Annotated in this window: 15 protein-coding genes; 6 read left to right on the top strand and 9 right to left on the bottom strand. The window is 56.4% G+C overall.

Translation table 11 applies throughout. The features are described from left to right. Positions 1 to 7: 7 nt before the first annotated feature. The gene (locus ABIT76_12060; protein ID MEO7933882.1) at positions 8 to 1,477 is read left to right on the top strand and encodes an esterase-like activity of phytase family protein; all 1,470 of its coding nucleotides are present in this window, start codon (positions 8 to 10) and stop codon (positions 1,475 to 1,477) included. Between the two features lie 160 nt (positions 1,478 to 1,637). Next, the gene (locus ABIT76_12055; GenBank protein MEO7933881.1) at positions 1,638 to 2,099 is read left to right on the top strand and encodes a hypothetical protein; all 462 of its coding nucleotides are present in this window, start codon (positions 1,638 to 1,640) and stop codon (positions 2,097 to 2,099) included. Here the strand turns inward: ABIT76_12055 and ABIT76_12050 are convergent. The 4 genes from ABIT76_12050 to ABIT76_12035 all read right to left on the bottom strand — a co-directional run bounded on the left by ABIT76_12050 (position 2,074) and on the right by ABIT76_12035 (position 5,314). Then, a complete protein-coding gene (locus ABIT76_12050) occupies positions 2,074 to 2,895 on the bottom strand; it encodes a hypothetical protein (protein ID MEO7933880.1) in 822 nt (273 codons plus the stop codon). The two genes, ABIT76_12055 and ABIT76_12050, sit on opposite strands and share 26 nt — an antisense overlap. Before the next feature lie 3 nt (positions 2,896 to 2,898). Continuing rightward, positions 2,899 to 3,876 carry a hypothetical protein gene (locus ABIT76_12045; protein ID MEO7933879.1) on the bottom strand — a complete coding sequence of 326 codons (978 nt, stop codon included), beginning with the start codon at positions 3,874 to 3,876 and terminating at the stop codon, positions 2,899 to 2,901. Between the two features lie 35 nt (positions 3,877 to 3,911). Then, positions 3,912 to 4,460, bottom strand: a complete 549-nt coding sequence (locus tag ABIT76_12040) for a hypothetical protein (protein MEO7933878.1) — start codon at positions 4,458 to 4,460, stop codon at positions 3,912 to 3,914. A gap of 158 nt (positions 4,461 to 4,618) precedes the next feature. Next, a complete protein-coding gene (locus ABIT76_12035; protein ID MEO7933877.1) occupies positions 4,619 to 5,314 on the bottom strand; it encodes a hypothetical protein in 696 nt (231 codons plus the stop codon). Between the two features lie 531 nt (positions 5,315 to 5,845). Between ABIT76_12035 and ABIT76_12030 the strand changes: the two genes are divergently transcribed. From ABIT76_12030 to ABIT76_12015, 4 genes are all read left to right on the top strand, one after another. Continuing rightward, positions 5,846 to 6,511 (top strand): response regulator transcription factor, encoded by a 666-nt coding sequence (locus tag ABIT76_12030; protein MEO7933876.1) that lies wholly within the window; start codon positions 5,846 to 5,848, stop codon positions 6,509 to 6,511. A gap of 111 nt (positions 6,512 to 6,622) precedes the next feature. After that, positions 6,623 to 8,614, top strand: coding sequence for a protein-disulfide reductase DsbD domain-containing protein (locus ABIT76_12025; GenBank protein MEO7933875.1), 1,992 nt, complete (start codon positions 6,623 to 6,625; stop codon positions 8,612 to 8,614). 33 nt (positions 8,615 to 8,647) lie between these two features. Continuing rightward, positions 8,648 to 9,238 (top strand): thioredoxin family protein, encoded by a 591-nt coding sequence (locus ABIT76_12020; GenBank protein MEO7933874.1) that lies wholly within the window; start codon positions 8,648 to 8,650, stop codon positions 9,236 to 9,238. A 15-nt stretch (positions 9,239 to 9,253) separates the two neighbouring features. Continuing rightward, on the top strand, positions 9,254 to 9,850 hold the full coding sequence (locus ABIT76_12015; protein MEO7933873.1) for an MBL fold metallo-hydrolase: 597 nt from the start codon (positions 9,254 to 9,256) through the stop codon (positions 9,848 to 9,850). On the opposite strand, the gene ABIT76_12010 is transcribed toward ABIT76_12015, so the two are convergent. Genes ABIT76_12010 through ABIT76_11990 form a run of 5 tightly spaced genes read right to left on the bottom strand, consistent with a single transcriptional unit; the run spans position 9,847 to position 12,222 of the window. Continuing rightward, positions 9,847 to 10,194 carry a PIN domain-containing protein gene (locus ABIT76_12010; GenBank protein MEO7933872.1) on the bottom strand — a complete coding sequence of 116 codons (348 nt, stop codon included), beginning with the start codon at positions 10,192 to 10,194 and terminating at the stop codon, positions 9,847 to 9,849. The genes ABIT76_12015 and ABIT76_12010 overlap by 4 nt on opposite strands. 22 nt (positions 10,195 to 10,216) lie before the next feature. Next, positions 10,217 to 10,486, bottom strand: a complete 270-nt coding sequence (locus ABIT76_12005) for a type II toxin-antitoxin system VapB family antitoxin (GenBank protein MEO7933871.1) — start codon at positions 10,484 to 10,486, stop codon at positions 10,217 to 10,219. A gap of 36 nt (positions 10,487 to 10,522) precedes the next feature. Continuing rightward, a complete protein-coding gene (gene yacG, locus ABIT76_12000; protein MEO7933870.1) occupies positions 10,523 to 10,729 on the bottom strand; it encodes a DNA gyrase inhibitor YacG in 207 nt (68 codons plus the stop codon). Then, positions 10,710 to 11,960 (bottom strand): adenosylmethionine--8-amino-7-oxononanoate transaminase, encoded by a 1,251-nt coding sequence (gene bioA / locus ABIT76_11995; GenBank protein ID MEO7933869.1) that lies wholly within the window; start codon positions 11,958 to 11,960, stop codon positions 10,710 to 10,712. Before bioA ends, yacG begins: the two co-directional genes overlap by 20 nt. Beyond that, entirely contained in the window at positions 11,944 to 12,222 is a 279-nt protein-coding gene (locus tag ABIT76_11990) for a hypothetical protein (protein MEO7933868.1), read from the bottom strand. Before ABIT76_11990 ends, bioA begins: the two co-directional genes overlap by 17 nt. Positions 12,223 to 12,229: the final 7 nt, after the last annotated feature.

Raw genomic sequence — 12,229 nt, 5'->3', positions numbered from 1 at the left:
CCATTCCATGCAACCACACGCTTCACACATCTTCTCCGCCAGTCTGGCCGCCGCCGCGCTGCTCGCCATTCAACCCGTCTCCGCCAATCCGAGCCTCATCGCCATCGGCACCTTTGGCAACACCACAGACTTTTCCACGCAGACCAATCTTTTGGAAAATGGCGTGGACAGCAACAACGTCTTCGGCGGCATCGGCTCCGGGCTCGCCTGGGCCGGCGGCACCACCTTCGTCGCCACGCCCGATCGCGGGCCCAATGCCACCACCTACACCGGCGGCGCGGCGATTGATAACACCACCTCCTACACGGGCCGGTTCGAGACGCTGAACCTCGCTCTCACCAACACCGCCTCTGGCAGCCTGCCCTACACCCTCACTCCCACGCTCACCGGCACCACCCTGCTCTACAGCCCGACGGCTCTCAACTACGGTGCCGCCACCCCGGCAGCCAACGACGCCAGCCATTATTACTTCAACGGACGCTCCGACAACTTCGGCAGCACGGGCGGCAGCACCTCGGCCAATGTCAACAACGCCCGCTTCGACCCCGAGGCGATCCGCGTTTCCAACGATGGCCAGAGCGTCTTCATCGCCGACGAATACGGCCCCTACGTCTATAAATTCGACCGCGCCTCCGGCCAGCGCACCGCCACCTACAATCTCCCCGCCGGCTACGCCATCGCCAATCAAAACTCCGTCGGAGCCACCGAGATCAGCAGCAACACCGCCTCTGGCCGCGTGACCAACAAAGGCATGGAAGGCCTCGCCATCACCCCCGACGGCACGACTCTCATCGGATTCATGCAAAGCCCGCTCGCCCAGGACGGCGGCGACGGCGGGCGCGCCAACCGCATTGTCACCATCGACATCGCCACTGGCACCACCCACGAATACGTTTACGACAACTTCCTCATCGACAAGAGCAAGACCTACAACAGCAGCGAAATCCTCGCCATCAACAGCCACGAATTCCTCGTCCTCGAACGCGACGGCAAAGGCAAGGGCGACGGCACCACCGCCGTGGTCAAGCGCCTCTACAAGATCGACCTCACGGGAGCCGTGGACATCGGAGCCCTCAACGCCGGCACCGGCATCAGCGGCGAGGCCAACCTCCTCACCTACGCCGTCACGAAAAGCCTCTTCCTCGACCTCCGGGTCGCGCTCAACACCGGAGGCATCACCGATGCCAACATACCCGCCAAACTCGAGGGAGCCACCTTCGGACTCGACCTCTCACCCGGCATCCACACCCTCTACGTCGGCAACGACAACGACTTCGTCCCCGGCGTGGCAGGGCCCAGCAACATCTACGCCTTCAGCTTCAGCGACGCCGACCTCGGCACCACCACCGCCAACGGCACCGCCCTCAGCAGCCCCACCGTCTTCCAGCAGCAAGCCGTCCCCGAACCCGGCACCTGGAGCGCCATCTTCCTGGGCGCCCTCACCCTCTTCGGCATCACCCACCGCCGCCGCCTGTGAAACGACTCTGACCCCGGCGAGTTTTTTCGTAACTCACAACGGTCAAATAAACAAAAAAGGCGCGTCCACACCGGGCGCGCCTTTTTTCATGCGATTAAACTATCACCGCCGAGTAAATTTCTCGCCGTTGCAGATGTCGCAGGCATAATGCAGCCCGATCATGCTCTGCCACGACCTCGATTCCGCTCACGCCGCCGTCTGCCAGCTCATCGCCGACTTCTCCGCGAACGAAGTCCACTATCTTTCCCCCAGCTACTCCGAAGCTCAGGCCCGCATCAGCTTCATCGACAAACTCTGGCAGGCGCTCGGTTGGGACGTAACCCATCAGCTCCAAAAGAACCCCTACGCTCAGGAAGTGAAAGTCGAGGACCCGCAGAAAATCGCCGGGGCCAATCGTCGCGCTGATTACGCCTTCCACGTCGCGCCCAACTTTCGCGATGCCCGTTTTTTCTACGAGGCCAAGAAGCCCCACATCCAGCTTCGCACCGACGCCGACGCCGCTTTCCAGACTCTCCGTTACGGGTGGAATGCTGGCACGCCGTTAGCCGTCCTCACCGACTTCGAGCAACTCCACATCTTCGACTGCCCAATTCATCCTAAAAAATTCGCTGGTTCAAAGTGAGAGATTGCGACCTTACAAGGTGCATCTTCATTTCGGGGGCAAGTTCCACAGGTTGGCGAACGCCATACCCCATTGTTTTGATCCCATTGTCGAACACTTCCAATTCCCCAGTCTCAAACAAAACGCTTTTGGCCAACTCAGTTGCAATGACATGTCTGTACGTTGCAGGAAGCGGAATATTTGTTATCGGCCTGACAATATTTGGAAGATTAAGGTCAACCCAGCCAACGATCGCTTCGAATGAATTAGTGTACGGTGCAGGAATTCCATGCAGGCTGTTAGAAACGTCCAGTGCAGCCTTGCGCAAATCCAACTGAATGTCAGCAGAAGAAACTAGTTCCTTTCCGCTCAACACAAAATTAACAGGTCCACGAAATAGTGTTTTATTATTATAAGCGTTTCGGATTGCTGCTTCTAAACTTGGGTAGTCGGCCTCATTAACTCGCAACAGAGCCTCAAACGCATACTTCGGTAAAGGTAAATTCGGAAGGGTTCTGACTGTTATAGAATGTGGTGAATGTGTAGTAACATTCGAAATTGGCTGACCGTTGACTATAAGCGGCGAAATCAACGAAAAGCGGCATCCTGGTTTTGCTTGAGAAAAGGAGTCCATTTCTTGTTGTGTAACTTCGAAAGATACAAAGGACCTGAAAATGGCAAGTTGCACACCAACTTGGGAATCAAGAACGCTCCATTTTGGAAGCGGCTCAATGTGCCACAATTTAGAATCAAGAAAATCTGGATGTAGCGTATTCTGCCCGATCTGCTCGGAAATATTAAAAATGGGCTGTTCCATATTTCACACAAATCCAAGTTCAAAGCCAGGAGGATAACTTGGCGCGAACGCCTCTGCAGCGGCTGCAATTTTCTTATCGAACCCTGAAAAATAGTCTGCTGGTATATTTTGTACATACACAGCGATACTCATTTCACGGTCTTCGAAATCGCTTTCGCTTCCCATGCTAATGCTAGTCTTGTCTTCTTCTATTTTGCTATAGTTAATGCTCAGACAGACAACGGCCCCTGAGGGGTGTGCAGGTAAAGGCGTTTCTTCGAGACTTTGCACGAATAGTCTCGCGGCCACTTTTTCTGCCATAGTGTAAATTTTTTCTTTATCACTTGGCGTACCCCCACTTATTTCGACCTTAATTGTGTCATTTTCGATAAGCGTTCTAGTTTCGTAGGACAAGTTTGTTTTTACAAACCAATGAGACACGCTGGTTTGAGCTTTGAAATGAGTCTGAACCCGATGCCAGTTGGCGGTAATCTTCCATTCAAAAGATGTCTTCTTAGTGCGCACCTTATAATCGATGGCACCAGCCCAACCCAACGCAGATTTGAAGAACTTCGACATATCGGGTTCCAGATCTTCCGGCACTCGAAAAGAACACGCAAGATCAGTATGAATATTACCTCCATTAGCTTGGCAGTTGATATTTGTGTAAATGCCCTGTGTTAATGGACTGAGAGTAGGATTTTGTGACGGGATTGCAACTAGACTTACATTGGGACCATATTGTTGTTTCAATTCATCAAGAGTGTTAGTAAGAATGGAACTCGGCACGACAGCTTTTACTCCAAAGTTGTAAAGCGAAAATCCGTCATCGGGTATATTTGGATTCTTATGAAACATTCTAGCGCCAAATGCTAATCGGTGACTAGGCAATATTCTGACCTCAGCAAATTCTGGTGAAAAATAAAATAAATTCGCATCATTAGAGTCTCTGTAAATCGTCGCATATGGGCCAGATTTTGCAATATCGTATAGTAGTATCATAATTTGTTAGTTGTTAGTTGTTAGTTGTTGGGGTTTTAGTGAGTGGTGGAGCTTAAGTTTATACTGCCGATTCTAATGCTCGCTTGTATCCTTATTTCTTGAGTAGAGTTACCATCCTTGGCAAGAATGGTAAAGACAGCTTGAGCAAGAAATCCTGAAGGCAAACCAAGAAGATCTCTTATACTTTCCCCAGCTTCCCGACCTTTCGTTTGTATAACAAGCAAGGCTAGGATAGGATCTCCGCTGCTAGCTACAATTGTGCTAGATATTATACTTGGGTCCCCAGGGTCTGTTATCGGTGCTATACTGTAGTTTGCAACTGGATAGAATCCTAAACTTGCTTTGGGGTGAATAGCTTTTAGCTTTTCTAAAGCGGAGTTGTAGCTACCTGCCGCAGGACCAACCGGAATAGAAAAAATCCAATGGTTGTTATTTTTATTAAAGAGGGCATTTCCCATTACCTCCGTATTCTGTCCTTTGAACGGCTCTAGTTGAAGGGGCACATAATAATACAATTCGCTTTCCTTTTCCGACTCATAAACGTTAAAAGATTCCTCAGAAATTACAGGATTTTTTTTCAGCACAGGATATGGATCATGAGACGGAGGCGGGTCTTTGCTGATTATACGATATGAGGAATAGTTGGAGCATCCCAATACATTGATTACAATCAAAATGCACAGTAACAAACACGGCTTTTGTATGATCTTTTTTGTCATGTCTAGTGGACTTAGGGTGGAAGTTACCCCACCGACACACTCACCGGCTTGCTCCAGAGGCCGACTTGTTGGTCGTTCACTCGGTAGATGGCGCGGTAGGTCCACTTTGTTGGGGTGGCTGGGAATGGGGTGCTGTCGGTGTAGCCGGGGGTGGTGTCGATGGAGAGGAAGACAAAGCCTTTGCTGTCGCTGCGATCCACCTGCAACTCGCATTGGTCGAGAAATGCTCCTTTGCCGCCCCAGCCCCAATCGATATTGACGCGGTTGCCGCTCACGCTGGCTTCGATGTCGGGCTGAATGGTGGTGAGGTCGGGCGCGGTTTCCTGGGTGCCTTCGATGCCGAGGGCCTCGCCGATGGAGATGTTGTAGTTGGCGTGCGCCTTGATCGACTTCACCAAGGCGCGAAAGCGGACTTCGATCCCCGGCGCGGTGGCGGTGACGCTGGCTGGAAAGGCGGGCGGCATGGGCGCTCCGGTGGGTGGCGGGGTGCCGCCGTTGCGGGCGATGGTCTTCCAGGAGGTCCACTGCTGGGAGCCATTGCGCATAAGGCCCTGACCCGTGAGGACGTAGGCGAAATAATCGGAGTCCGCCGCTTGGCTGGTCACCACGGCTGGGGTTACTCCCAGGGTGGTGGCGTAGGCGGGAATGTTGGTCTTAAAGGTGAGCAACTGGGCAGAAAATGCCTCGTCGTTGGAGGAGATGTAGTCGGATTTGGCCATGAGGAACGGGTGTTGGAGTTGGTTTGCGGGTGTTTGGGAGGCGTTGGAGGGTGTTTTACTGCGGTAGAGCGGTTTTTCGGCGCGGTGAAATGATTTTCCGGCACGGTGGAATCATTCTGCCGCACGGTTGGGAGATTCTGCCGTGCGGTGAAAGGGGCCGACCGTGCGGCAGGGCGGTTCTTCCGCACGGTGGAATGGTCTGACCGTGCAGTGAAACTCTCCAGCCGTGCGGTAGAATCGTCCCCAACTCCGCTGAAAAAGCTCCGCCGTGCGGTAGGACGATTTCACCGTGCGGAAAAATGGTCCAGCCGGAGCGCATTGCGGAGGCGATGTTGATCCGAGGTGGGGGCATGGATGGATGAAAACAGAAATCGCAGAGACCTGTAATCGGGGCTTGGCTGAAGTTCCTTTCAGGCTTGCCGGAAGCGGGGTTTCTCGGGATTAAGAAAAAAGCTGATTATTTACGTTGCCGTTTTCTCATCGATTGGATTAGGAACGGATCAGCGAATTGCTGTTTTTGAAAGGGGATGTATGCCTAAGTCCAAAAAAATCCAAGTGGTGGTGGCGGATGCCGAGCCGATGGCCCGGCTGGGGGTGCGTCATTTACTGGAGGCGCATGACCGATTGGAGGTGTGCGCGGAGGCGGCGTGCGCCCGGTCGGCCCGCGATCTTTGCGCGAAATGGCAGCCGGGTTTGCTGGTGCTCGATGCGGTGCTGGCGGATGGGTTTACGCTGATCCAGGACTTGCCCCAGTGGTCGGCTGCGACGCGGGTGGTGGTGTTTACCGGGCAGGCGGATGCGACAACGGTGCAACGGGCGTTGCAGGCGGGGGCGCTGGGGTATGTGACGCGGCTGGACCCGGTGTCGGCGCTGCTCGGGGCGATGCTGGAGGCGGCGGAGGGGCGGCGCATGGTGGGTCCGCAAGTGGAGAGTTTGCTGCTGGAAAATCTGGCGTCGGGCGGGGTGGAGTTGCGGTCGAATGGGGTGGAGTCGTTGACGCGACGGGAGCTGGAAATTTTTCGACTGATCGGCGGCGGCGCGGCGACGAAGACGGTGGCGGCGGAGTTGCGGGTGAGTGTGAAGACGGTGGAAAGCTATCGCGGCAAGATCAAGGACAAGCTGGGGCTGCGGACGGGTCACGAGTTGCAGCGTCAGGCGATGTATTATGTGACGGGCGGGAAGTTGCGCGAGGGGTAGGTGGCACTTGAGGACAAGTGCCGGGCGGGGCGGTTTTGCGCGGGGCGCGGGGGAATGGTAGGTAGTGCGGTGAATTTTTTCCGGTCCGGCTTTTTTCTCTGTCTCCTGTGGATGGCAACGCTCTGGCCGGCGCAGGCGCAGAATTATCAGGGGAAGACGCTCGTAGAGCCGCGTCTCATTGCCGACACGACGCAGGTGCAGGCGGGAAAGCCATTTCGTGTGGGCGTGCTCCTGAAAATGGCGGAGGGCTGGCACACGTATTGGCGGTATCCGGGCGATTCGGGCTTGCCGACGAAGATCGAATGGACGCTCCCGCCGGGGTTTGTCGCGGGGGAGTTGCAATGGCCCGCGCCCACGGTGGACAACGAGGACGGCGGCTTGCAGGTGTATGTTTACTCGGGCGAGGTGCTGCTCTTTGCGACGGTGACACCGCCGAAGGATTGGAATGGAACTCCCGTGGAAATTGGGGCGAAGGCGTCTTGGCTGGTCTGCGAGAAACTCTGCGTGCCGGGCAAGGCGGAACTGCAACTAACCATCCCGGGGAATCAGGAAAACAGAGCGGAGTTTGAGCGGTATGAAAAGCGCATCCCGGAGCGTGCGCCCAGTCTAAAAGTGGAATGGAAGAGCACTGGGAAGGCGCTGGAGTTCTTTATCGCCGGGCCCATCGGTGACGGCTCGGAAACGAATTATTTTCCCAATCCACCGGATGGCGTGCTCGTGGGACATCCGACTTTGCAGCAAACCGGCAATGGATTGACGGTCACCATTCCCCTGCTCGACGGCAGCGAGCCCGCCAAGAAAATTCCGGGCGTCCTGCAAACTGCGGATGGGAGTTTCATCGAAATGGTCGGCGAGAAAACCCCTAGCGCCACTCAAGCCACACCAGCTTCGACCTCCAGCCTCACCCTGCTCCCGGCGCTGCTTTTCGGCTTCATCGGCGGGCTGATCCTGAACCTCATGCCCTGCGTGCTGCCGGTGATTTCGCTGAAGATGTTTTCATTCGTCAAACAAGCGGGCGAGTCGCGGCAGCGCGTGTTTCGGCTCGGGCTCGCCTTTGCTGGCGGCATGTTTGCGTGGTTTCTCGGCATCGGCGTGGTACTGCTGATTTTGCGTTCGACCGGACGGGAAATCTCGTGGGCGCAGCAGTTTCAAAACCCATGGTTTAACATCGGGATCGCCGTGCTCATTTTCCTCTTCGCTCTGAATCTGCTCGGCGTTTACGAGATCACCCTGCCCGGCAGCGCCACGACGAAACTGGACGACACGGGCGACGGCTACGGCGGGGCGTTTTTCCAGGGCGTCTTTGCGACGATCCTCGGGACGCCCTGCACGGCGCCGTATCTGGGGACGACGCTGGCTTTTGCGCTCACCCAGCCCGCGCCGGCGCTGCTCTCGGTGTTCGCCGCCATCGCCCTCGGAATGAGCGCGCCCTATCTGCTGCTCTGCGCGAATCCGGGCTGGATGCGATTTCTGCCAAAGCCGGGTCTCTGGATGGTGCGGCTGAAGGAATTCATGGGGTTTCTCCTGCTCGCGACGCTGCTTTGGTTTGTCTGGATCGTGGGGCGTCAACTCGGCATCGACGCCATCGTTTTCCTCGGCGCGCTGCTCCTGCTCTGCGGATTGGGCGCGTGGATTTATGGGGCGTTTCTCACGCCGGTCGCGTCGCCGGGAAGCCGCAGATTTGGCGTGATCGCACTGTTAGTCGTCCTCGGCGGCATCGCGGTGACGCTGGGCTGGTTTCGTCCGGTGAAAGAAACGCCAGTCGGGCAGAAAAGTTTTGCAGCCGAGTTGGATCGCGCTCTGGCTGGCGAACGGATTGTCTTCGTCGATTTCACCGCCGACTGGTGTCTTTCCTGCAAGGTCAACAAGCGCGTCGCCATCGATTCCGCCGCCGTGCAGCAGGTGTTTCGAGAGAAAAACGTCCTCTTTCTCGAAGGCGACTGGACCAACGGCGACCCGGAAATTACCCGCGTGCTGAAGCAATATGGACGCGCCGGAGTGCCACTCTACCTGATCTATCCAGCGGACCGTTCGCGGCCGGCGGTGGTGCTTCCAGAATTGCTCACGCCGCAGACGGTGCTTGATGCCTTGGGACGACTTTGAACGCAATCTATCTTCCTTCTGTCTCAGGCTAACATGAAACTCCTCGCCCTCCTTCTCATCGGACTTCTTTCGCCTGTGTTTGCGGCAGTGGAAGTCGGCAAACCCGCGGAAAATTTCACCCTCACCGACACGCAGGGAAAGACGCATTCGCTGACTGATTTCAAAGGCAAGTTTGTGGTCCTCGAATGGTATAACCCGGATTGCCCATTTGTTAGGAAACACTACGACAGCTCCAACATGCAGACGCTGCAAAAGACCTATGTTAACAAAGGCGTCGTCTGGCTTTCCATCAACTCCTCCGCCACTGGCAAGCAGGGTAACTATTCTCCCGAGGAGTATAACAAAATCGCCGCTGAGAAGAAGACCTCCCCCACGGCGCTATTGTTAGATCACGATGGCAAAGTTGGCCATCTCTACGGTGCGAAAACGACTCCGCACATCTTCATCATTAACCCCGAGGGCAACCTCATTTACCAGGGCGGCATTGATAACAAACCGTCCGCCGATCCCGCCGACATCGCGACTGCGGAGAACTATGTGAAGTCAACACTCGACGCCGCCATGGCGGGCAATCCGGTCACTGTTAGTACGTCGAAGCCCTACGGCTGCGGAGTTAAATACTAACCTCGCGGTTTGCTTATGGCTGCCGCCGAGGAAATTCAGGAAGTCCAGCCCGGCGTCCATCTCTGGCAGGCCTATTCGGCGCAAGCCAAAGTCGAGATCACCAGCCACGCGGTGGGCTGCGGCGGAATGCTTTATTTGGTCGATCCGATTCGACTAACACATTCGGGTTTGAGTCAATTGGAGGAGTTGCCGGCGAAGGTGTCAGCGATTCTTCTAACCAATGGAAACCACGAGCGCGACTCTGCGTTTTATCGCGACCGCTACGGCGTTCCCGTCTTCGCGCATCCTGAGGCGGCGGCGGAAATTTCCATCGGGACTGAGCCATTTCCCGACGGCCTGAATGGATTGGAAGTCCTAACACTTCCCGGAGCGGGAGCGGGGGAAGTCGGGTTCTATTTCCCTCAAAAGAAACTGCTCATCCTCGGCGACATCGTGATCAATCTCGACTCGTTCTCCTTCGCTCCCCTGCCCGACAAATACGCCACCGACGCCAAGCAAATGCGGCGCAGTCTGCAACTGCTAACAACGCTCGATGTGAGCACGATCTGCTTCGCCCACGGCCTGCCAGTTCGAGGCGAAACCTCAAAACGGCTCGCCGCACTGGTGGATTAGTCCACCCATTTATTCACACGCAAACCGGGGATGTTTTGGAAATGAGCATCCGCCGTCAGCACCACCGCACCCACCCGCATGGCGGACGCGGCAATGAGAATATCCTGCGCGGGCAGCACACGCCCCACGCGGTCGAGTTTCCAGGCGAGACTGGCCGCCTCTTCCCAGAGCCGGTTGTCGGTGGGGACATTTTGCAGCACATCGAAAAAGCTGGAGAGCTTGTCGCGCACACGGGGATTTTTCACCCCGCGCAGCACCTCCAGGCGCACCATGCCGCACGTCGCCAGATCGGTCAGCGACACGGTCTGCGTCAGCGTCTCCGCCGGGTCGAGCCCTTTGCGCATGAGGCCAATGAACACATTAGAATCAACGAGCGTCGGAGCTTCCAGATTTTCCATATCGGGCAGGCGCCTCGGCTACGCGCAGGCTCATGACATCGTAATCGGGCTCCACGGCATCGCGCAATTCGTCGGCGGTGAAGCCGAGGCCAGCGGTGGCAAATTTTTTCAATTTGGCTCGCCGGTCTGCTTCGCGCAAAGCCATCTCCACGGCTTCCGTCTTGGAGTCGCAGCCATATTCCGCCATCACGCTTCTTAACAAGTCGTCGTCGATATGCATGGTCATTTTCATTGCCATACATCGTATGGCTAACTTTCCAATCCGCAAGTCTTTTTAAGGCCGGTCGAGATCCTCGCCCGACAATTCCTCGTATTCGGCGAGATGATCGGGGCGCAGCGGCTCGCTAATGACATATTCCTCCTTGAGCCAGCCGTAGAGATCGACATTCTTGCAACGTGCCGAGCAAAACGGCCCGGTCGGCTCGGAGAAAAACTCATTTTCCTTCCCGCAAATGGGGCATTTAACGAGATTCGGCTTCATGGAGGGCACTATCGAGCGCAGCGACGGATTCTGCAATCTGCGCGAGCGAGACGCAGAGCGGCAGCATGAGGACGACGGTGTCGCGAATCGGGCGCGTGAGCAATCCATGAGCGCGGGAGGCGAGGCAGACTTTCGCGCCGGTTCCGGGCGGGACGTCGATCCCGGCGACGAAGCCGCATTGGCGAAAGCTGACCGCGTGATTACGCCCTAACTCGGCCAGTTTTTCTCCGAGGAAAGCGATCTTTGGCTGCAAGTTTTCCAGCGTTTTTTCCTCTTCGAAAACATCCAGACTCGCCATCGCGGCGGCGCAACCCAGCGGGTTTGCGGTGTAGCTGTGGCCGTAGAAAAACGTCCGGCTGACATCGCCTTGGAAAGCGCGAAAAATCGTCTCATTGGTCAGCGTCGCAGCCATCGGGAGGTAGCCGCCGGTGAGTCCTTTGGCGAGGCAGAGAAAGTCGGGAATCACGTCCTCGTGCTGGCAGGCAAACATTTTCCCGGTGCGCCCAAAGCCCGTCATCACCTCGTCCAAAATGAGGTGAGTTCCATTCGATTCTGTCCATTTGCGCAGTTCCGCCAGCATTCCCACCGGCCACGGTTTCATGCCGGCGACGCCTTGAATGATGGGTTCGATGACGATGCCTGCGACGTCATTCGCCTCGATGCGGGACAGCTCCTCCAGACTGGAAACCCGCGCCGCTGGAAAATCCTGCGCCCCGAGTCCTCCGCGAAAAAGCGGGATGTCTCCCAAGCTCGCTGCGCCGCGCGTGTCGCCGTGATACGCCGACCGAAAACTCACAAACCGCGTCCGCTGCGGCTGGCCGGTCATTTCCCAAAACTGCGCCGACATTTTCAAGGCGACTTCCATCGCAGTGGAGCCGTCGTCGGAAAAAAAGCAGCGAGTTAGAGTGTTATCTGGAAAGAAACCGCAGAGCCGAGCGCCGAGTTCCGCCGCCAGTGGATGGGTGAAACCGAGAAACGAAACGTGCGCAATTTTCTCAAGCTGGGCCGCGATGGCCGCGTTGATTTTCGGATGCCGATGCCCGTGGATATTCGTCCAGATCGAGGAATTTCCATCGAGGTAACGATTTCCATTCGAGTCGAATAAATAGGGCCCGTCGCCACTAACGATGACCAGCGGCTCATGCGCCGGATCGCACCACTGCGCCATCGGAGTAAACGGGTGCCAGCCGTGCGCCTTGTCCAGCGCAATGACTTCACTCGGAGTCGGCATATTTCGACTCGCCGCCGCGTTTGACGATGAGGCTGTTAATCAAAAGCACGTCCTCGACCGCCGCGCGCCGACGCTGATATTTCCGAAAAAGCACCTCGCGCAACTCCAGCAAATCGTCCATCAGCGGCGTGTCGAAATAGGTCCACTGCGGATCGTTGCGGAGCTTGGCCTGGATGCGCCAGTTGCCGCCAAATTTCACCGCGCGCACCTCGCGTTTGTCGCCGTCAGCGGTCCGTTCCTTCCATGTGTGTTCGTTGTGCACACGCGCA

The sequence above is a fragment of the Chthoniobacterales bacterium genome (assembly GCA_039930045.1).
In the GTDB taxonomy this organism is placed as follows: Bacteria; Verrucomicrobiota; Verrucomicrobiia; order Chthoniobacterales; family DASVRZ01; genus DASVRZ01.
This window is presented reverse-complemented; position numbering and strand designations above follow the sequence as displayed.

What these genes read in the sequence shown, in the direction of transcription:
- ABIT76_12025 (MEO7933875.1), top strand. Translation starts at nt 6,623, where the DNA reads ATGGCAACGCTCTGGCCGGCGCAGGCGCAGAATTATCAGGGGAAGACG.
- ABIT76_12010 (MEO7933872.1), bottom strand. Translation starts at nt 10,194, where the DNA reads ATGCGCAAAGGGCTCGACCCGGCGGAGACGCTGACGCAGACCGTGTCG.
- ABIT76_12030 (MEO7933876.1), top strand. Translation starts at nt 5,846, where the DNA reads ATGCCTAAGTCCAAAAAAATCCAAGTGGTGGTGGCGGATGCCGAGCCG.
- bioA (MEO7933869.1), bottom strand. Translation starts at nt 11,960, where the DNA reads ATGCCGACTCCGAGTGAAGTCATTGCGCTGGACAAGGCGCACGGCTGG.
- ABIT76_12050 (MEO7933880.1), bottom strand. Translation starts at nt 2,895, where the DNA reads ATGGAACAGCCCATTTTTAATATTTCCGAGCAGATCGGGCAGAATACG.
- ABIT76_12015 (MEO7933873.1), top strand. Translation starts at nt 9,254, where the DNA reads ATGGCTGCCGCCGAGGAAATTCAGGAAGTCCAGCCCGGCGTCCATCTC.
- ABIT76_12020 (MEO7933874.1), top strand. Translation starts at nt 8,648, where the DNA reads ATGAAACTCCTCGCCCTCCTTCTCATCGGACTTCTTTCGCCTGTGTTT.
- ABIT76_12060 (MEO7933882.1), top strand. Translation starts at nt 8, where the DNA reads ATGCAACCACACGCTTCACACATCTTCTCCGCCAGTCTGGCCGCCGCC.
- ABIT76_12035 (MEO7933877.1), bottom strand. Translation starts at nt 5,314, where the DNA reads ATGGCCAAATCCGACTACATCTCCTCCAACGACGAGGCATTTTCTGCC.
- ABIT76_12055 (MEO7933881.1), top strand. Translation starts at nt 1,638, where the DNA reads ATGCTCTGCCACGACCTCGATTCCGCTCACGCCGCCGTCTGCCAGCTC.
- ABIT76_12005 (MEO7933871.1), bottom strand. Translation starts at nt 10,486, where the DNA reads ATGGCAATGAAAATGACCATGCATATCGACGACGACTTGTTAAGAAGC.
- yacG (MEO7933870.1), bottom strand. Translation starts at nt 10,729, where the DNA reads ATGAAGCCGAATCTCGTTAAATGCCCCATTTGCGGGAAGGAAAATGAG.
- ABIT76_12045 (MEO7933879.1), bottom strand. Translation starts at nt 3,876, where the DNA reads ATGATACTACTATACGATATTGCAAAATCTGGCCCATATGCGACGATT.